The following is a 17,784-nucleotide window of genomic DNA, read 5'->3' on the forward strand; positions in this document are numbered from 1 at the left end:
AATGACAAAGGAAAATCCATCAAACTATAAAACTCTTCAAATTTGGATTAAAAAAGGGCATCGTATGTATTCTTATTTTCAAGAATGTTGTCATAACGCTAAGAACATGTACAACACCACAAACTTTTATATACGCCAGGTGTACACTGGATTAACGCAAGAAAAAGAGTTGCAGCCTTTGCAAAAAGAAGTTCTGGATCATATTCATAAAAATATTGGTAAGATGAATGACACACAACGTCTTGCCTATCAGAAGAAATTGGAAAAAGAGAAATTAAAGCCTAAAGAAGAACAGAAAGAGATTACATGTAATTTGTTTTCAGAACCTAATTTTGAAAAACCTTATGTAGATTACAACTTTCTAGATGCACTATTTAAGGCTATGATTCAAAATGATTATCGAGCTTTGCCTACGCAATGTAGCCAGTCAATCATGAAAGGTTTGTTCCAAAATTGGAAATCTTTTTTTGCTAGTTTAAAAGACTATAAAAAGAATCCAAACAAATATGCTGGACCGCCTAGAATTCCAAAGTATATTCGTTCTTCTGAAAAAGAGATTCTGTATACAAACCAAGATTGCATCATTAAAAACGATAGATTTTTAAAGTTTCCAAAGACGAAATTGCAATTAAATATTGGGAAACTAGGTTTCACTGAGGGTAAACTGAAACAAGTTCGTGTGATTCCAAAATACAATGAATATGTAGTGGAATTGGTAATTGATGTTCCTTCTGAACAACAAATGATTGAAGAGAATGCTCGTTATATGAGTATTGATTTAGGGATTGATAACCTTGCAACCATCGTAACAAACACAGGTATGAAACCTGTCCTTGTTAAGGGCAAACATGTCAAAAGCATAAATCAATATTACAACAAAATGAAGAGTCATTTTACAAGCGTTCTTAGAAATGGAAAACAAACGAATGAAGGGCCTTTTACTTCTAAAAGGATAGAAAAACTTCATCAAAAACGTTACTTGAAAATAAAAGACGTCTTCCATAAAGTTAGTCACCATATCGTAAAACTAGCTCAAGAAGAAGTTTGTAAAATTGTTATTGGTCAAAACAAAAGTTGGAAACAAGAAACGAATATGGGAAAAAGAAATAACCAAACGTTTTGTCATATCCCACATAGTTTATTGATTCAAATGATTACATACAAAGCAAATGCTGTAGGCATTCAAGTTGTTGTAACTGAAGAATCATATACATCGAAAGCAAGTTTTCTGGATAACGACTTCATTCCAACGTATGGAGAAAATGACCAAAATACAACTTTTTCAGGAAAACGAATAGAGCGCGGCATATATCGTTCAGCAAATAAAACTTTAATTAATGCAGATGTAAATGCTGCGGCTAACATTTTACGAAAGGTAATCCCAAATGCATGGACAAATGGGATAGAGGGGTTAGGCGTGAAACAGCTCGCTAATGTGTTAACTCCCCTGACGTTAATCGTCCGTTAGGTCGAAACGTTAGAAACCCCCACTTCAAGATTTGCTAAGTGGGGGAGTGTTCATATGCTATAATGTAGAAACATATAGCTAGAAGGAGATGTACGAAATGATTCCAGTAACAATATTAACTGGTTTTCTTGGATCAGGGAAAACGACTTTATTAAATCGTATTTTATCAGAAAATCACGGTAAGAAATTAGCGGTGATTGTAAATGAAATAGGGCAAATTGGCATTGATAATCAGTTGATTATGAATGTAGAAGAAGAAATTATGGAAATGACAAATGGCTGTTTATGCTGTACTGTACGTGAAGATTTACTCGTTGCTTTAAAACAGTTACTGGACGTAAAAGCGGAAGGGAAAATGGATTTTGATGGTTTAGTAATTGAAACGACTGGCCTTGCAAATCCAGGGCCGATTATTCAAACATTCTTTTTAGATCCAGTCATTCAATCTGCATACCAAATTAATGGTGTTGTAACGGTGGTAGATAGTTATCATATACATAAACATTTTGAAAAAGGATTAGAAGCAAAAGAGCAAATTGCGTTTGCTGATGTCGTTTTAGTAAATAAATTAGACTTAATTGAAGAGAGTGAGAAAGAAAATCTCTTGCATGAAATTCAAGGAATTAACCCGACTGCAAAGTTAATTGAGGCGACTAACTGTGAGGTAGATATACCATTTTTATTACAAATCCAAACGTTTAAAACGAAAGATACGTTGCAAATTTACCCTCATAAAGAACATAACCACTTAGAAGGTGTGAAATCATTTGTATTACGTGAAGAACGTCCGCTGGATTTACAAAAGCTTAATGAGTGGATGGCAGCTGTCGTTCAAGAGCTAGGAGAATATTTATATCGTTACAAAGGAATTTTATCGATAGACGGAGTAGATAAACGTATCGTTTTCCAAGGTGTACATACGTTATTTGCCGCTTCGTACGATAGAGAGTGGCAAGAGGGCGAAAAGCGTATAAGTGAAGTAGTTTTCATCGGAAGAGATATTAATAAAGAGTGGTTCCAAGAACATTTTGAAGAGTGTGTGAAATAAGTCTGCGTAAATTGCAGGCTTATTTTTTATGAGCATTCTATTAGATTACAAAACAGAATTAAATAAGGGAAAGAAACTAAAAATTGATACATGTATAATAAAAAGCCTGTTTTCACAGGCTTGTATTTTCGTCTATTAGTAACTCCATTACAACACCTACAACTGGACCTTCATCATCAATATCACCATTTAATCGGAAACCAAATGATTCATAAAGTCCCATTGCAAGTTTGTTGTCTGGATGTAAACTTAAGTAAATTATTTTGCATTCAAATTTTTCTTGTAAGAATTGAATGAGTAAGTGAAGGAAACGTTTTGCGTATCCTTTCCCTTGATATTGTTGGTCAATCATAAAGCGATCGAGCCATACGCTTTTATGTTTTATTGAATACCATCCATACATTGCATAACCTACAAGTGTTTCTCCATCATATAAACCTACTGACGTTCCGTTTCCTTCATATAATGATTCTGCTAAAGAAAACGCATTACTTTCAATAAATTGTTGCTGATCTTTTGCGACGTCTAAGGCAACTACTGAACGCCAATTTTTTGCTGTTACTTCACAAATGTGAAGATTCATAATTCCAACTCACCTTCTAAATTAATATAGCTTTAAAGCTAATATGGATAATTTTACTTGTTATTTTGGTCAAGTCAAGGATAAATACATAAAAAGGCAGCTGAATACTAGATTCAGCTGCCTAGAAAATATAATGGATTAGTTTGTTGCTTCTTTCAATGTGTTTACGTTTTCTTCCATTAAAGTGAAGTAATCTTTATTATTTTTTGCATCATCTTCAGAAACAGTAGCTAAGTGATTTAAGCGTAAAACTTTTGTACCAGTTTCTTTTTGAATAACAGATGCTACTTTTGGAGTAGAGAAAGTTTCGAATAAAATATATTTTAGATTATGTTCTTTTACTGTTTTTGTAATATCAGCAAGCTGTTTTTGAGATGGTTCATCAGAAGCTGAAATTCCAGCGATAGGAATTTGTTTTAGGCCGTATCGTTGTTCCCAGTAACCATAGGCAGCATGAGAAACTAAAATTTCTTTCGTTTTTGCGTTCGCTACAGCTGCCTTAAATTGATCGTCTAAATCAGTAAATTTAGTTTGAAGTGCTGCGAAGTTTTTTTCGAATTCTTGTTTATGTTCAGGTTGTAATTCTACAAGTGCATTTTTAATTTTTTCTGCCTGTTTCATTGCTAGAGTAGGGTCTAACCAAATATGCGGGTCTTTATCGTGATGGTGTTCATCTTCTTTATGGCCATCTCCATGATCATGATGCTCTTCTTCAGTAGAAGCACGAAGCTCAATACCTTGAGATGCATTTACAATTTTAACATTTTCTTTTTGTAATGTTTTTTCCATTTTTTCAGCAAATGGTTCTAATTCAGCGCCGTTATAAACGAATAAATCGGCTTTTGCAACTTGTACTGTTTGTTTTTGACTTGGTTCAAATGTATGTGAATCTGCACCAGGTGGGTAAATTGCTTCAACATTTACATAGTCGCCACCGATTTTCTTTGCGAAATCAGCAAGTGGGAAAATTGTTGTATAAACTGTTAGCTTTCCATCTTTCTTGGCATTACTTTCTTTTTTATTTGAGCAGCCAGCGAAAATTAAGGTAAAAATAAGTAAGAATGAAAATATAGTCAATCTTTTAGGCATGAAGTTCTCCTCTTTTCTTTTTTACGGATATATTTTCCCCAATTATAGAAGAAAAATATCATTTTAATACAAAACGGAATAATTACGTTTTAGTTTGCGAACTTAGTATAATACATCTTTAATAAAGTTGCAATAAATAATAATCATTCCGATTTGTTTTTGTTATAAAGTTGTCAAATATAAGTGTATTATTTTTGCAAATGCATGCATATGTGACAACGCTGTTTTCATATATTGAAAAGGAGGTTAAAGAGGGGGATGAGCGCTTGGGTTACTTAATGGAAGCTATTTTATTAATATTAGCGGTAGTATTGCCATTATCTTTCGTATTAATTTTTTTAAGAAGATTAATAAGTAATTTAGGGGACGCTACAACAATAACGAAATTACAAGAGAGAGATGAGAAAAAAGAGTGAGTAAAACACTATGCGTACGCATAGTGTTTTACTTGTGGTAAAATAAGAGCAGGAAACTCCTAAAGGTTGTATTTTACTGAAGGAGAGAAAAGTAAAATAAGAGGTATATGCATATATGAATAAGCGAACAGCGTTAATACTTGGTGCAAGTGGTTTAGTTGGACAAGAGATAACGCGTCTATTACTTGAATCAGATTACTACGATTCGGTTACTATTTTTGTAAGAGAGCCAATGCAATTGCAACATGAGAAGTTACAGCAGAAACAAGTTGATTTTTCGGTATTAGAGGAATATAAAGAGTTCTTTGCTGTGGATGATGTTTTTAGTTGCTTAGGAACAACAATAAAAAAAGCAAAAACAAAAGCAAATTTTAAAAAAGTAGATTATGAATATACGTTACGAGCTGCTTGTTTAGCTGAAAAACAAGGGGTGCAAAATTTCCTTGTTGTGTCTTCTATGGGAGCGAATCCTAAATCATTTTTCTTTTATTCACAAGTGAAAGGAAAAATGGAAGAAGAATTGCAAAAGTTAGTGATCGGTGGTATTCACATTTTTAGACCATCATTATTAGTAGGAAACCGACAAGAATTTCGTTTCGGCGAACGAATGGCTGAAAAGTTATCTCGTATTATTCCTTTTATTTTTAAAGGGGCTTTCAAAAAGTATAAACCAATTTCAGCTAAAGATGTGGCGAAAGGGATGTATATAACCGCGCTGCGAGAAGAATCGGGTATCCATACTTATAATTCAAATGAAATTACAACGATAGAATAAATAAAACCGAGAAGAATGACTTCTCGGTTTTATTTATTCGTATGAATTTTTCCTGGTGCTCGCTTATATTGGTGAGGTTCTTGCAATTCAAAGCCAAGTTCATTGGCCGCTATTCTTGGGAAGTACGGATTGCGAAGTAATTCACGTCCGATGAAAATTAAATCTGCTTCGTTATTATTTAAAATTTGCTCTGCTTGTGACCCAGTCGTAATCAATCCGACTGCACCAGTTGCAATCTTAGTATGCTCTTTAATATGTTTGGCGTATTGTACTTGGTAACCAGGATACACATCAATATGTGCTGGTACAACTGCACCAGAACTACAATCGATTAAATCTATTCCCTGTTCTTTCATCCACTTTGTATACTGAACATAATCTTGAACTGTAAGCCCGTCAGGATGATAATCATTTGCTGAAATACGAACGAATATTGGTCCGTCCCAAACTTCATTTACAGAGTCGATGATTTCGCGTAAGAAACGATATCGGTTTTCAGGTGAGCCGCCGTATTCATCCGTTCGTTTATTAGTAAGTGGTGATAGGAATTCATTAATAAGGTAACCGTGAGCACCATGTAGTTCGATAACATCAAATCCGGCTTGTTTTGAACGTAACGCGGCCTTCTGAAAAGCTAATATAGTCTCTTTGATTTGCTGTATATTCATTTCTACTGGTATTTTCATCGTATCATTAAAAGGAATTGCAGAAGGAGCGAAAGCATTCGTATCTAATTCAGCTTTTCTTCCGGCGTGAGCGAGTTGAATGGCAACTTTCGCACCGTTATCATGTATAAAAGTAGTCGTTTTATGTAAGCCTTCAATTAGGTTGTCATCCCAAATGCCTAAGTCTTTGTTAGAAATTCGTCCTTCAGCTAACACCGCAGTTGCTTCAACCATAACTAAACCTACTTGGCCAGCAGCGCGAGTTCCATAATGAATGAGATGAAAATTCGTAACGCTACCATCCTCATTCCCCGATGAATACATACACATAGGTGACATAACGATACGATTTTTTAGTGTAACGTTCTTAATTGTATAAGGTGAAAAAAGCTTGGAATTCATCAAATAGCCTCCTTGATTGAATTTTCTTATATTTTACCATTCTCTTTTTTGTTTCTCTAATAAAACGCTTATACGAAAAATTTTGTTTATTCGTGTTACAATGACTAATATGAACCGAATTGGAGGATGACATATGTACCAGGCTTATTATGAAAGCGAAGTAGGTTTGCTTGAAATTACAGCGAATCAAGAAGGAATTACGTCTGTTATATTTGTTGATGAACGACAAGAAGAAAATAAAAATGAAATGATAGAACAATGTATAAATGAGTTAGATGAATATTTTAAAGGGAAAAGAAAAGAGTTTACGGTTTCGCTGTCTGCTGAGGGGACAGCATTTCAAAAAAATGTATGGGATGCACTTTATACTATTCCATACGGCGTAAGTGCTTCATATTTGGATATTGCAGAGAAGGTTGGAAATACAAAAGCTGTACGGGCAATAGGAGGGGCAAATAGTCGGAATCCAATTTCAATAATCGTTCCATGTCATCGTGTAATAGGAAAGAGTGGAAAGCTTGTTGGATATGCCGGTGGTTTATGGAGGAAAGAGTGGTTATTAAAACACGAAGGTATTTTGAAATGACGAATGGATGGGAAGAGGGATTGTTTTGAAATGTATAAATTGTGGGCAACCTTGCGAGGAGGAACAGTTAAATTGTGCAAGTTGTCAGCGAAACTTGGATAATGAACAAGATGAAGGTAGCTCGTTAATAGATAAAGAACTAGAAGTATATGTAGGGAGACAATATCCGTATTACAAAAGGAAATGGGAGCTTGAGAATAAGCGGATTGCTAGGTGGAGCTGGAATGGTTGGGCTACTATTTTCAATATAGGCTGGCTAGGATATCGTAAGTATTATGTACCAGCTGCTTTATTTATGTTGTTATTAATAGCGTGTGATGCATTTTCGTATTATATGGGATTTAATGTAGCATTGCCAATCGTTAATATGGTGCCTCTTACGTTTTTATTACTCATTTTTATTCTGTTTGGAATGGGGATTTTTTCAAATGGATTATACTATCAATTTGCGGAAAGACGTATATACCGAATAAAAGCAAGAGAAATAAAAGATAAATCAGTTGAAAACTATCTCATTCATGATAGTGGCGGAACGAGCAAAATGGGAGCGACAATTGTTACTATTTTAGCAGTTGCTAGCATATTTTTTAGTCATTTCTTTTTTCCGACTGATCGAGACGTTATTCAAAAGGTTCGTACAAGCTCGCTTTATGAATATCCTTTCTTTTCAATAGGTGAATCTTTCGAAAATTATTTTCAAAATTCAGGTTGGATATATTATCGTGGAACGGAAGGGTTAGAATTAGTAGAATTCCAAGGATATAACGCCGAGGTGCCAGGGCAAAAGGTGGCGATTCAATTTGTTGTCGATTATAAATTGGGTGAAGTGGAACCATACTCACTTACGGTTAATGGTGAATCTAAAACTGAAGAAGAGTTTTTGAAGATGATGGGCGAAATATTTAAGGTTCAAAATCCATTTGATATAGAGGATGGATTACAAGTAAATGCTATTCAAAAAAGCGGTTGGAAGGAAATTTCTAACCGCTTTTTTTATGTTTGTCAAAATAAATATTTAAAATAATCAGAATCTTTTGTATAATAAAATATATTATATAGGATTTAACTTATACATATAGATTGGGGGAAGGAAGAATGAAGAGAAAGACAACAACAATTGCTGCACTTGCATTAACGACGAGTGTATTGGTTGCAGGATGTGGGAATGGTGAGAAGGCTTCGACAACGAAGAAAGAATCGAATAAGGGAATGGCAGATAAACAAGTTTTAAATTTACTAGAAACAGCTGAAATTCCTTCAATGGATACATCTAAATCAACGGATTCTGTATCTTTCCGTGTATTTGTAAATGCAATGGAAGGTTTATATCGTCTAGATAAAGATAATAAACCAACACCAGGCATGGCAAAAGATGTGAAGATTAGTGAAGATAAAAAGACATATACATTTGAATTGCGTGATGCGAAATGGTCAAATGGTGATCCAGTTCGAGCACAAGATTTTGTATATGCATGGCAACGTACATTAGATAAAGCAACAGCGGCAGAATATGCATTCATTTTATTTGATGTGAAAAATGCACAGAAAGTAAATAAAGGAGAATTACCATCAGATCAATTGGGTGTTAAAGCGAAGGATGATAAAACGTTGGTAGTAGAATTAGAGCAACCAGCACCTTATTTTCTTGAGCTTACATCATTCCCTACATTTTTCCCATTAAATGAAAAATATGTGAAAGAGCAAGGAGATAAATACGGATTAGAAGCAGATAAATTAGTATATAATGGGCCATTTACAATGAGTCAATGGAAACATGAACAAAATTATCAATTGAAGAAAAACCCTAATTATTGGGATAAAGATACTGTAAAGTTAGACGAAATTAATGTAAGTATTGTGAAGGAAACAAGCACGGGAGTAAATTTATATGATAGTGATCAAGCAGATCGAGTTATTTTAACTTCTGAATTTGTTGATAAATATAAAAAGAATAAGCCAGATGAATTTAAAACGAAGTTAGATCCACGTATGTATTTCTTGCGTTTTAACCAAAAAAATGCAACATTTAAAAACCAAAAAGTACGTGAAGCAATTGATCTAGCATATGATAAAAAAGGAATTGCTGATGTTATTTTAAATGATGGTTCATTGCCAGCATATTTCTTAGTACCTGAAAAATTCACGACAGGTCCGGATGGAAAAGATTTCCGTACTGTAAATAAAAATTTCCGTGATAGTAAAGATAATGCAGAGAAAGCAAAAAAATTATGGGAAGAAGCTAAGAAAGAGCTTGGTCAAGATACAATTACGGTTGAATTACTAAACGATGATAACGGTAGCCGTAAAAAAGTGGGCGACTTTATTAAGGAAGAACTAGAGAAAAACTTGCCTGGTATTAAAGTGAATTTGAAACAGCAACCATACAAGCAGAAGCTAGATTTAGAAAAGAAATTCCAATATGAATTCTCATTATCTGCATGGAGCCCTGATTATCCGGATCCAATGACTTATATTGATATGTTTGTTACTGGAAGCTCATTTAATGAAATGGATTATTCTAATCCGAAGTATGATGATTTAGTAGCGAAATCAAAAGGAGAGCTATTAAAAGATGATAAAGCACGCTGGAATGCACTTGCGGAAGCTGAAAAAATCTTAATTGGTCAAGACGCAGCAATTTCTCCTACGTACCAACAAAGTACAGCTTATTTAGAGAAGCCATTTGTAAAAGGTATTGCTAATCATACGTTTGGTGGGGACTTCAGTTATAAATGGGCATATATTACAAAAAAATAGTATAATAAAAGATGAGTGAATTTTCGCTCATCTTTTATTTGTATAAGGAGGAATTATAGTTGTTAAGGGGAATCAATCATATTTGTTTTTCGGTATCTAATTTAGAAAACTCTATTATGTTTTATGAAAAAGTATTAGAAGGAGAATTATTAGTTAAAGGAAGCAAATTAGCTTATTTTAACATATGTGGAGTATGGATAGCGCTTAATGAAGAGGCGCATATTCCGAGAAATGAGATTCATCAATCCTATACGCACATAGCATTTTCTATTGAACGAGAAGACTTTGAATGTTTAATACAGCGATTAGAAGAAAATGATGTTCATATTTTACAAGGAAGAGAACGTGATATCAGAGATTGTGAATCTATATACTTTGTTGATCCTGACGGTCATAAATTTGAGTTTCACTCAGGGACACTGCAAGACCGTTTAAATTATTATAGAGATGAGAAACCTCATATGACATTTTATTCCGCATTAACGGGCAGTAAGCCCCCGATTGGTGAGGGCTAATAATCAGTGGGGGATGAACACCCCCCCCTCCCCGCTGATTAAAGTTTCATTTTACTAGGGAGGGATAGTATTTGCATGCACTTGTAATTGGTGGAACAGGAATGCTAAAGAAAGTTTCTATGTGGCTTTGTGAGAAAGGATTTTATGTTTCTATTATCGGGCGAGATGAAGTGAAATTAGAAAATGTTAAGCGAATGAGTTCTGCACCAGAAAATATTACATGCCTTTCGTTAGATTATCATAATGATGAAGATGTAAAGCTAGCTATTAAAAGTACAATTGAGAAAAATGGTCCGATCACATTAGTTGTTGCATGGGTACACACAAGTGCAAAGCATGCACTATCAAATATTTGTAAAGAAGTAGATTTGTCGTCTAAAACATATAGTTTATTTCATATTTTAGGTAGTAAAGCATCACGTATGCCTGCACAAAAAATAGGGAGTACGCGATGTAGTTATCGTAGAATTATTCTAGGTTTTATTTTAGAAGATACATATGGAAGATGGCTTACTCATGAAGAGATAGCTGATGGAGTTATAAAAGGGATTGAAAGTAAACGAGCGGAGTGGATTGTAGGGAGAATTGAACCGTGGGAATTACGACCAAAATGGTGAGGGGGAGTAAGAAATGAAAACAACTATATATGTAACAAGGCATGGTGAAACAGAGTGGAATGTAGCGAAACGAATGCAAGGACGGAAAAATTCTGCTTTAACTGAAAATGGTATAGTTCAGGCGAAACAATTAGGGAATCGAATGAAAGATTTACCAATCCATGCGATCTATAGTAGTCCGAGCGAAAGAACACTTCATACGGCAGAGTTAATAAAGGGGGAACGTGATATACCCATTATAGCGGATGAGCATTTCTATGAAATCAACATGGGTATATGGGAAGGACAAACAATCGCGGATATAGAAAAGCAATTTCCAGAAGAAGTACATCTATTTTGGAATGAGCCACATCTTTTTCAGTCAACATCAGGAGAAAATTTTGAGGCGGTTTATGAAAGAGTAATTGAAGGGATAAGGCTTCTTTTAGAAAAGCATAAAGGACAAAATATATTGATTGTTTCTCATGCGGCAGCAGCAAAATTACTTGTAGGGTATTTTGCGGGAATTGAAATAGAAAATGTATGGAATGATCCATTTATGCATAGTGCCAGTTTGAGCATAATAGAATTTGAAGATGGTAAAGGTAAAGTGAAACAATTTGCAGACATAAGTCACTTTCAATGAATGTAAAAAAGGCCGCTTGGCGGCCTTTTTTGGTGGCATAAAAACTAGCAGTTACGTTTTTTATACCAGAAGTGATCGAATTTCTTATTTTTGCAAGATGGGAATTTATGTCCGCCTTTGCAATCGTCCCATTTGTGTCCGCCATCGTGACAGTCTTTACCATGATCCCATGAATCATCGCAAGAGTGACCGTGTCTGTTAGGGAAGAATTCGCATTTTTTACAGAAACTTCGTTTTGTCCAGAAAAATTTCTTTTCAAAGCGTATGCATTTTGTAACGAAAGTGCAATGTTTTCTGCGAGTACGTTTTGTAACTAAAACGCATTCTTTTCTACGTGTCACTTTCGTAACAAACGTCCATTTTTGAACACGTACACGAGTACATTTCGTAACAAATGTCCATTTTTTTACATGCGTACATTTTGTAACGAAAGTACAATGTTTCACGCGAGTACATCTTGTTCTTGGACATTTACGCCCTGTAGTACATTTACAGTCTGTAGTACATTTATGATGAGAGAATTTATCATCATCGCATTCAAAAGTACTTGGATCTTGGTGTAAGAAATCCTCCATCCCAGCACTTTTGATTTCTTCAACAGCTTTTCTAATATCACGTTTCATAGAAATCCTCCTTATCATGTATTAAGTTGAAAAGGTATTCTTTTTCCTTAACATGATATGAGAGATGAAGTCTTTCTGAACAGGACAAGAGTGTAATTTTCTATAAATAGATGATAGCGGATGTATGGACAAGACAAGGCGCATACATTGAAGGAAGAGAACTGAGAAGGGATGAGAAAACATGCTGCCTTCATATGATTTTTTTGTTCATCCAATGTACTTAGTGGAATTGAAAAAAGACATTTGGTCAGATAGTCCAGTGCCAGCAAAATTAACTTATGGAAAAAAGAAGTATGACATTGATATCGTATACCGTGGGGCTCATATTCGTGAATTTGAGAAAAAGTCTTATCATGTTATGTTTTATAAACCAAAAAAATTTCAAGGCGCGAAAGAGTTTCATTTGAATTCTGAGTTTATGGATCCGTCTCTCATACGAAATAAATTATCGCTAGACTTTTTTCATGACATTGGTGTACTTTCACCAAAGTCACAACATGTATTTATAAAAATTAATGGTCAAATTCAAGGTGTATATTTACAGTTGGAATCGGTTGATGAAAACTTTTTGAAAAATAGAGGATTACCGAGTGGTTCTATTTATTATGCGATAGATGATGATGCAAATTTTTCATTAATGAGTGAGCGAGATAAAGATGTTAAGACAGAGCTCTTTGCGGGTTATGAATTTAAATATTCGAATAAAAATAGTGAAGAACAACTGAGTGAATTTGTATTTCAAGCGAATACTTTGACGAGGGAAGCCTATGAAAAAGAGATTGGGAAGTTTCTACATGTCGATAAATATTTACGATGGTTAGCAGGAGTTATTTTTACGCAAAACTTTGATGGTTTCGTTCATAACTATGCACTATATCATAATGATGAAACAAATTTATTTGAAGTTATACCGTGGGATTATGATGCGACTTGGGGGCGAGATGTACAAGGGAGATCACTTAATCATGAATATATTCGTATTCAAGGGTATAACACGTTAAGTGCAAGATTGTTAGACATACCTGTATTTAGAAAGCAGTATCGAAGTATTTTAGAAGAAATATTAGAAGACCAATTTACAGTTTCGTTTATGAGACCGAAAGTAGAAGGGTTGTGTGAATTGATTCGTCCATATTTACTACAAGATCCATATATGAAAGAAAAATTAGAAACATTTGATCAAGAGGCTGATATGATTTATGAATATATAAATAAAAGAAGAAAGTATATACAAGACCACTTACATGAATTGGATTAATTTTGAAAGAGATTGAAACGTTATCAATCTCTTTTTTTTGTATAATAAAGATGTATCAATAAAAATGAAATAATATCTTTGATAGAGAATGGGGATGCGGATATATGACGATTAAATGGATTGATTGGGTAAAACAAATACAATCTATAGCTCAAGCGGGTTTAACGTATTCTAAGGATGTGTATGATATTGAGCGTTTCCAGCAATTACGAGATATTTCTATTTCAATGATGTCACATTACACGAAAACAGATTGGGAAGTCGTAGAGAAATTATTTGCAAGTGAGACAGGCTATCAAACACCTAAAGTTGATATAAGAGCAGTTGTTTTTCAAAATGAAAAGCTATTATTCGTGAAAGAAAAAAGTGATGGGAAATGGGCATTGCCAGGTGGATGGGCTGATGTCGGTTATACGCCAACCGAAGTTGCAGCGAAAGAAGTTTTAGAAGAGACAGGATATGAAGTAGATCGTTTTAAGTTATTATCTATATTTGATAAAGAAAAACATCAACCATCTCCATCGGCGACGCATGTATATAAGATTTTCATTGGATGCGAGATTATTGGTGGAGAAAAGAAAACTAGCATCGAAACAGAAGAGGTGGAGTTTTTTTGTGAAAATGAATTGCCTAATTTATCAATTGCTAGAAATACAGAAGACCAAATTAAAGAGATGTTTGCCTACATGAAAGACCCGCAGAAAGAGAAATTAATAGATTGATCCTGCTTGAATTGTACATATTGTTAAAATGAAGATATTGGCAGATTGCAGCCTTTATGTAATAATGGGATGGTATGTGAAGAAAAAAGGAGATAAAAAAGAACATGTTAGCAAACATAATAGATCAGTTATTGCAATTTTTTGCAAGCTTAGGGTACTTTGGAGTAGCTCTTGCTTTAATGATTGAAGTAATCCCAAGTGAAATTGTACTTTCTTATGCTGGGTTTTTAGTAGCGGATGGTAAAATTAGTTTTGTTGGTGCAGTTATCGCCGGAACTATTGGTGGTACTTTAGCGCAAATCTTTTTATACTGGCTTGGATACTACGGAGGGCGTCCGGTTGTAGAGAAATATGGGAAATATCTACTTATTAATAAACACCATTTAGACATAGCGGAAGGTTGGTTTAAGCGTTATGGAGCAGGCGTAATATTTTCTGCGCGCTTTATCCCAGTAGTACGTCATGCGATCTCTATTCCAGCAGGACTAGCTAAGATGCCATTAAAACTATTTACACTTTATACGGTTGTAGCGATCATTCCATGGTCAATTCTATTTATATACTTAGGTGAAAAACTTGGTGGGAATTGGCGACAAATTAAAGAGTATGCATCTGATTACACACATTACATAATTATAGGAGCGGTTCTTTTTATTGCTCTATACTTCGGTTTAAAATATTTGAAAAAGAAAAAAACAACACGCTAAAGTCAATGATAGTTCATTGGCTTTTTTTGTTTGTTTCGGTTCTAAAGAAAAGGAGTTGTCCATAATGTGTAATAATAAAGCGTAGCGGAGGAATGTGATGAAAGGGTCACCGTTTATACGTGGAACGATATTTTTAACGATGGCAACGATGATATCAAAAATGTTAGGGTTTATATATGTTATACCATTTACAGCGATGGTCGGTACGAGTGGTTACGTTCTATACACATATGCATATCGCCCTTATACCATCATGCTCAGCATAGCAACGATGGGATTACCGCTAGCTGTTTCAAAGATGGTATCAAAATATGATCAACTGAATGACTATCATACGGTTAAGAGAGTATTGAAAAGTGGAATTGTGTTTATGTTTATAATGGGAGTAATTTCGTGTTTTGCTTTATATATGCTAGCTCCACATTTAGCTAAACTTGTAATCGATGGAAATGATCAAACGGGAAATAGTGTAGTAGCGGTCACAAATAATATTCAAATTGTAAGTTTTGCGTTGATACTTGTACCGGTAATGAGTTTATTAAGGGGCTTCTTTCAAGGGTTCCAGTCGATGGGACCTTCTGCATTAAGTGTCGTTGTAGAGCAATTTTTTCGAGTCTTAACTATTCTAATAGGAAGCTTTGTCGTTTTATATGTTTTAAAAGCTTCTGTCTCGCTAGCGGTTGGTATTTCAACGTTTGGGGCATTTATGGGTGCTATAGGTGGATTAACCGTTCTAAGTGCGTATTATATAAGAAGGAGAAGGCACTTAAAGAAAAAAGAGATCGAAAGTATACCACAAACAACAAAATCTTTTTTCTCATTGTATAAGGAGCTCTTTACATATTCTATTCCCTTTGTTGTGGTGGGCTTAGCAATTCCGTTGTATCAGACGATTGATACATTTACAATTAATAAGCTACTTATACAAATAGGGTATATGCAAGGAGAAGCGGAAAAAATTAATGCGATAATTGGTCTTGTTCAAATGGTTGTGCTCATCCCGGTATCCGTTGCGACAGCTTTTAGTATGTCTCTTGTACCAGAGATGACAAAAGCTTACACAGCAGGAAATACGAAACTATTGTACAAACATTTTACGAGAACAAATGTATTAGTAGTAGCGATTACGGTACCGGCGGCAATTGGAATGATGGTGTTAGCCAAGCCTGTATATACTCTTTTATTCGGTGCTGGAAATGATCCAGAGATGGGGAGAATCATTTTACAGTATTATGCTCCTGCTTGCATACTATTTTCTCTTTTTACAGTAACGGCTGCTATGCTACAAGGAATCAATCAACAGCAGAAGACGGTACTAGGATTAGTGATTGGAATTATTGTGAAGATAGTTTTAAATATTGTATTGCTTCCGTATTTCGATTATGTAAGTTTTATCATTTCAACATACGCGGGCTATACGATTTCAGTCGGGTTTAACTTGTGGATGCTTTCTAAATATGTTATAAAGGCAACATAAGCTTTTAAGGCAGAGAGCACTCTGTCTTTTTCTATGTTTATCTCGCTATTTTCCGCGCAGTAAGATCCCGACTTCAAAATTCAGCGAAAGCAAATAAGTTAGGTCGGGGTCGGGCAGCTCGTAAAAGCCCAATTGATGAGGGCTGATAATCAGTGGGGGATGAAGCCCCCACTGATTAAAGTTTCACTTTATAATTTTTTTCTTATAAAAACGTTTTCAAAATAATTTTTCTATTGAAATTTAAACGTATGTTTCATATGCTGAGAATGGCGGTTTAAAAACTGTTATTTAAGAGAGGTAGATTCCTACATGTAAAAAGAATCGGGGTGATAGTATGTTAAATATATATTTAACAGACCGAAACGGAAAACTACAAGAGATTGAGGAAATGCAAAAGGGGTGCTGGATTAATGTACTTCATCCAACAGAAGAAGAAATTCAATATCTAGTACAAACTTTAAATGTAGACTTAGATTTCATTAAAGACCCTTTGGATGATGAAGAACGCTCTCGTATTGAAAAGGAAGACAATAATACTTTAATTATCGTGGATATTCCGACAGTTAGACATGACGAAGAAGGAAATTCGATTTATGACACGATCCCAATAGGTATGATTGTGATGCCGGATTGTTTTGTTACAATCTGCTTAGAAGAAAATCCAATTTTTGAACGTTTTATTAATCAACGTATTAAAGAATTTTATACGTTTAAGAAGACACGCTTTGCACTTCAGCTCTTATATACGATTTCTACTTATTATTTAAGATACTTAAAGCAAATAAATCGAAAAACAATTGATTTAGAGCATCAATTAAATCAGTCAATGAAAAATAAAGAGATTTTCACATTATTGGGCCTTGAGAAAAGTTTAGTATACTTTACAACGTCATTAAAGGCTAATAAAATTGTAATTCAAAAGTTAATGCGTAATAGTACATTTTTAAAAATGTATGAAGACGATCAAGATTTATTAGAAGATGTATTAATTGAAAATAAACAGGCTATTGAAATGGCGGAAATATATAGTCACATTTTAAGCGGAATGATGAATACTTTTAGCTCCGTTATATCAAATAATTTAAATAGTGTTATGAAATTGTTAACGTCAATTACGATCATTTTATCTTTACCGACGATGGTTTCTAGTTTCTTTGGAATGAACGTAAAGGTTCCGTTTGAAGGGGAAGCCCATGGTTTTGTAATTGTACTCATCATATGTGTAACACTATCTTTCACGTTAGCTTTTGTTTTTTGGAAGAAACGTTACTTTTAACGATAAGAAAGCTGCTCTAGCATAGTTATATAACTACGCTAGAGCAGCTTTTTTGCTATGAAATCTCAAATTTTGAATAGAATATAACTTGTACAATGTAATGTATATAAAGGGTATGTATGCCATATAATCCTTGTCCAATTAATGAAATGGGGTTAAAATTACATATTGTTAA

General features: G+C 34.3%; 19 protein-coding genes. 15 read left to right on the forward strand and 4 right to left on the reverse strand.

The genetic code is table 11. The features are described from left to right. Window position 1 precedes the first annotated feature (1 nt). The gene (locus RT27_RS00615) at window positions 2-1,468 is read left to right on the forward strand and encodes an RNA-guided endonuclease TnpB family protein (RefSeq protein WP_043935049.1); all 1,467 of its coding nucleotides are present in this window, start codon (window positions 2-4) and stop codon (window positions 1,466-1,468) included. 97 nt (window positions 1,469-1,565) lie between these two features. Continuing rightward, window positions 1,566-2,516, forward strand: a complete 951-nt coding sequence (locus RT27_RS00620) for a GTP-binding protein (RefSeq protein WP_043935050.1) — start codon at window positions 1,566-1,568, stop codon at window positions 2,514-2,516. A gap of 112 nt (window positions 2,517-2,628) precedes the next feature. Here the strand turns inward: RT27_RS00620 and RT27_RS00625 are convergent, their stop codons facing one another. Beyond that, window positions 2,629-3,099, reverse strand: a complete 471-nt coding sequence (locus RT27_RS00625) for a GNAT family N-acetyltransferase (protein ID WP_016081967.1) — start codon at window positions 3,097-3,099, stop codon at window positions 2,629-2,631. Between the two features lie 138 nt (window positions 3,100-3,237). Further along, complete coding sequence (locus tag RT27_RS00630) at window positions 3,238-4,188, reverse strand: metal ABC transporter substrate-binding protein (RefSeq protein WP_016081966.1); 951 nt, start codon at window positions 4,186-4,188, stop codon at window positions 3,238-3,240. Between the two features lie 266 nt (window positions 4,189-4,454). Here RT27_RS00630 and RT27_RS35055 point away from each other — a divergent pair, with 266 nt between their 5' ends. Further along, window positions 4,455-4,604 carry a hypothetical protein gene (locus RT27_RS35055; RefSeq protein ID WP_000540932.1) on the forward strand — a complete coding sequence of 50 codons (150 nt, stop codon included), beginning with the start codon at window positions 4,455-4,457 and terminating at the stop codon, window positions 4,602-4,604. Window positions 4,605-4,719: 115 nt separating this feature from the next. After that, entirely contained in the window at window positions 4,720-5,379 is a 660-nt protein-coding gene (locus RT27_RS00640; protein ID WP_001042736.1) for an oxidoreductase, read from the forward strand. Window positions 5,380-5,408: 29 nt separating this feature from the next. Here the strand turns inward: RT27_RS00640 and namA are convergent, their stop codons facing one another. Further along, window positions 5,409-6,446 (reverse strand): NADPH dehydrogenase NamA, encoded by a 1,038-nt coding sequence (gene namA, locus RT27_RS00645; protein WP_016081965.1) that lies wholly within the window; start codon window positions 6,444-6,446, stop codon window positions 5,409-5,411. A 133-nt stretch (window positions 6,447-6,579) separates the two neighbouring features. Here namA and RT27_RS00650 point away from each other — a divergent pair, with 133 nt between their 5' ends. From RT27_RS00650 to RT27_RS00675, 6 genes are all read left to right on the forward strand, one after another. Beyond that, on the forward strand, window positions 6,580-7,032 hold the full coding sequence (locus tag RT27_RS00650) for a methylated-DNA--[protein]-cysteine S-methyltransferase (RefSeq protein ID WP_016081964.1): 453 nt from the start codon (window positions 6,580-6,582) through the stop codon (window positions 7,030-7,032). A 25-nt stretch (window positions 7,033-7,057) separates the two neighbouring features. Continuing rightward, complete coding sequence (locus tag RT27_RS00655; protein WP_043935051.1) at window positions 7,058-8,056, forward strand: DUF2628 domain-containing protein; 999 nt, start codon at window positions 7,058-7,060, stop codon at window positions 8,054-8,056. Between the two features lie 71 nt (window positions 8,057-8,127). Next, on the forward strand, window positions 8,128-9,789 hold the full coding sequence (locus RT27_RS00660) for a peptide ABC transporter substrate-binding protein (protein WP_016081962.1): 1,662 nt from the start codon (window positions 8,128-8,130) through the stop codon (window positions 9,787-9,789). Between the two features lie 59 nt (window positions 9,790-9,848). After that, complete coding sequence (gene fosB / locus RT27_RS00665) at window positions 9,849-10,304, forward strand: FosBx1 family fosfomycin resistance bacillithiol transferase (protein ID WP_016081961.1); 456 nt, start codon at window positions 9,849-9,851, stop codon at window positions 10,302-10,304. Between the two features lie 71 nt (window positions 10,305-10,375). Next, window positions 10,376-10,921, forward strand: a complete 546-nt coding sequence (locus RT27_RS00670; protein ID WP_016081960.1) for a short-chain dehydrogenase — start codon at window positions 10,376-10,378, stop codon at window positions 10,919-10,921. 13 nt (window positions 10,922-10,934) lie between these two features. Then, a complete protein-coding gene (locus RT27_RS00675) occupies window positions 10,935-11,546 on the forward strand; it encodes a phosphoserine phosphatase 1 (RefSeq protein ID WP_016081959.1) in 612 nt (203 codons plus the stop codon). A gap of 44 nt (window positions 11,547-11,590) precedes the next feature. Here RT27_RS00675 and exsB read toward each other — a convergent pair whose 3' ends face one another. Further along, window positions 11,591-12,169 (reverse strand): exosporium protein ExsB, encoded by a 579-nt coding sequence (gene exsB / locus RT27_RS00680; RefSeq protein ID WP_016081958.1) that lies wholly within the window; start codon window positions 12,167-12,169, stop codon window positions 11,591-11,593. A 181-nt stretch (window positions 12,170-12,350) separates the two neighbouring features. Here exsB and cotH point away from each other — a divergent pair, with 181 nt between their 5' ends. From cotH to RT27_RS00705, 5 genes are all read left to right on the forward strand, one after another. Beyond that, entirely contained in the window at window positions 12,351-13,427 is a 1,077-nt protein-coding gene (gene cotH / locus RT27_RS00685; RefSeq protein ID WP_043935052.1) for a spore coat protein CotH, read from the forward strand. 104 nt (window positions 13,428-13,531) lie between these two features. Next, complete coding sequence (locus tag RT27_RS00690; protein WP_016081957.1) at window positions 13,532-14,149, forward strand: NUDIX hydrolase; 618 nt, start codon at window positions 13,532-13,534, stop codon at window positions 14,147-14,149. A 104-nt stretch (window positions 14,150-14,253) separates the two neighbouring features. Beyond that, the gene (locus RT27_RS00695; protein WP_000880690.1) at window positions 14,254-14,856 is read left to right on the forward strand and encodes a DedA family protein; all 603 of its coding nucleotides are present in this window, start codon (window positions 14,254-14,256) and stop codon (window positions 14,854-14,856) included. A 97-nt stretch (window positions 14,857-14,953) separates the two neighbouring features. After that, on the forward strand, window positions 14,954-16,333 hold the full coding sequence (locus RT27_RS00700) for a polysaccharide biosynthesis protein (RefSeq protein WP_043935053.1): 1,380 nt from the start codon (window positions 14,954-14,956) through the stop codon (window positions 16,331-16,333). Window positions 16,334-16,667: 334 nt separating this feature from the next. Next, window positions 16,668-17,609, forward strand: a complete 942-nt coding sequence (locus RT27_RS00705) for a magnesium transporter CorA family protein (RefSeq protein WP_000932389.1) — start codon at window positions 16,668-16,670, stop codon at window positions 17,607-17,609. Window positions 17,610-17,784: the final 175 nt, after the last annotated feature.

Source organism: Bacillus sp. L_1B0_5, from assembly GCF_000836715.1.
Classification (GTDB): domain Bacteria; phylum Bacillota; class Bacilli; order Bacillales; family Bacillaceae_G; genus Bacillus_A; species Bacillus_A thuringiensis_S.

What these genes read in the sequence shown, in the direction of transcription:
- RT27_RS00615 (WP_043935049.1), top strand. Translation starts at nt 2, where the DNA reads ATGACAAAGGAAAATCCATCAAACTATAAAACTCTTCAAATTTGGATT.
- RT27_RS00620 (WP_043935050.1), top strand. Translation starts at nt 1,566, where the DNA reads ATGATTCCAGTAACAATATTAACTGGTTTTCTTGGATCAGGGAAAACG.
- RT27_RS00625 (WP_016081967.1), bottom strand. Translation starts at nt 3,099, where the DNA reads ATGAATCTTCACATTTGTGAAGTAACAGCAAAAAATTGGCGTTCAGTA.
- RT27_RS00630 (WP_016081966.1), bottom strand. Translation starts at nt 4,188, where the DNA reads ATGCCTAAAAGATTGACTATATTTTCATTCTTACTTATTTTTACCTTA.
- RT27_RS00640 (WP_001042736.1), top strand. Translation starts at nt 4,720, where the DNA reads ATGAATAAGCGAACAGCGTTAATACTTGGTGCAAGTGGTTTAGTTGGA.
- namA (WP_016081965.1), bottom strand. Translation starts at nt 6,446, where the DNA reads ATGAATTCCAAGCTTTTTTCACCTTATACAATTAAGAACGTTACACTA.
- RT27_RS00650 (WP_016081964.1), top strand. Translation starts at nt 6,580, where the DNA reads ATGTACCAGGCTTATTATGAAAGCGAAGTAGGTTTGCTTGAAATTACA.
- RT27_RS00660 (WP_016081962.1), top strand. Translation starts at nt 8,128, where the DNA reads ATGAAGAGAAAGACAACAACAATTGCTGCACTTGCATTAACGACGAGT.
- RT27_RS00675 (WP_016081959.1), top strand. Translation starts at nt 10,935, where the DNA reads ATGAAAACAACTATATATGTAACAAGGCATGGTGAAACAGAGTGGAAT.
- exsB (WP_016081958.1), bottom strand. Translation starts at nt 12,169, where the DNA reads ATGAAACGTGATATTAGAAAAGCTGTTGAAGAAATCAAAAGTGCTGGG.
- cotH (WP_043935052.1), top strand. Translation starts at nt 12,351, where the DNA reads ATGCTGCCTTCATATGATTTTTTTGTTCATCCAATGTACTTAGTGGAA.
- RT27_RS00690 (WP_016081957.1), top strand. Translation starts at nt 13,532, where the DNA reads ATGACGATTAAATGGATTGATTGGGTAAAACAAATACAATCTATAGCT.
- RT27_RS00695 (WP_000880690.1), top strand. Translation starts at nt 14,254, where the DNA reads ATGTTAGCAAACATAATAGATCAGTTATTGCAATTTTTTGCAAGCTTA.
- RT27_RS00700 (WP_043935053.1), top strand. Translation starts at nt 14,954, where the DNA reads ATGAAAGGGTCACCGTTTATACGTGGAACGATATTTTTAACGATGGCA.
- RT27_RS00705 (WP_000932389.1), top strand. Translation starts at nt 16,668, where the DNA reads ATGTTAAATATATATTTAACAGACCGAAACGGAAAACTACAAGAGATT.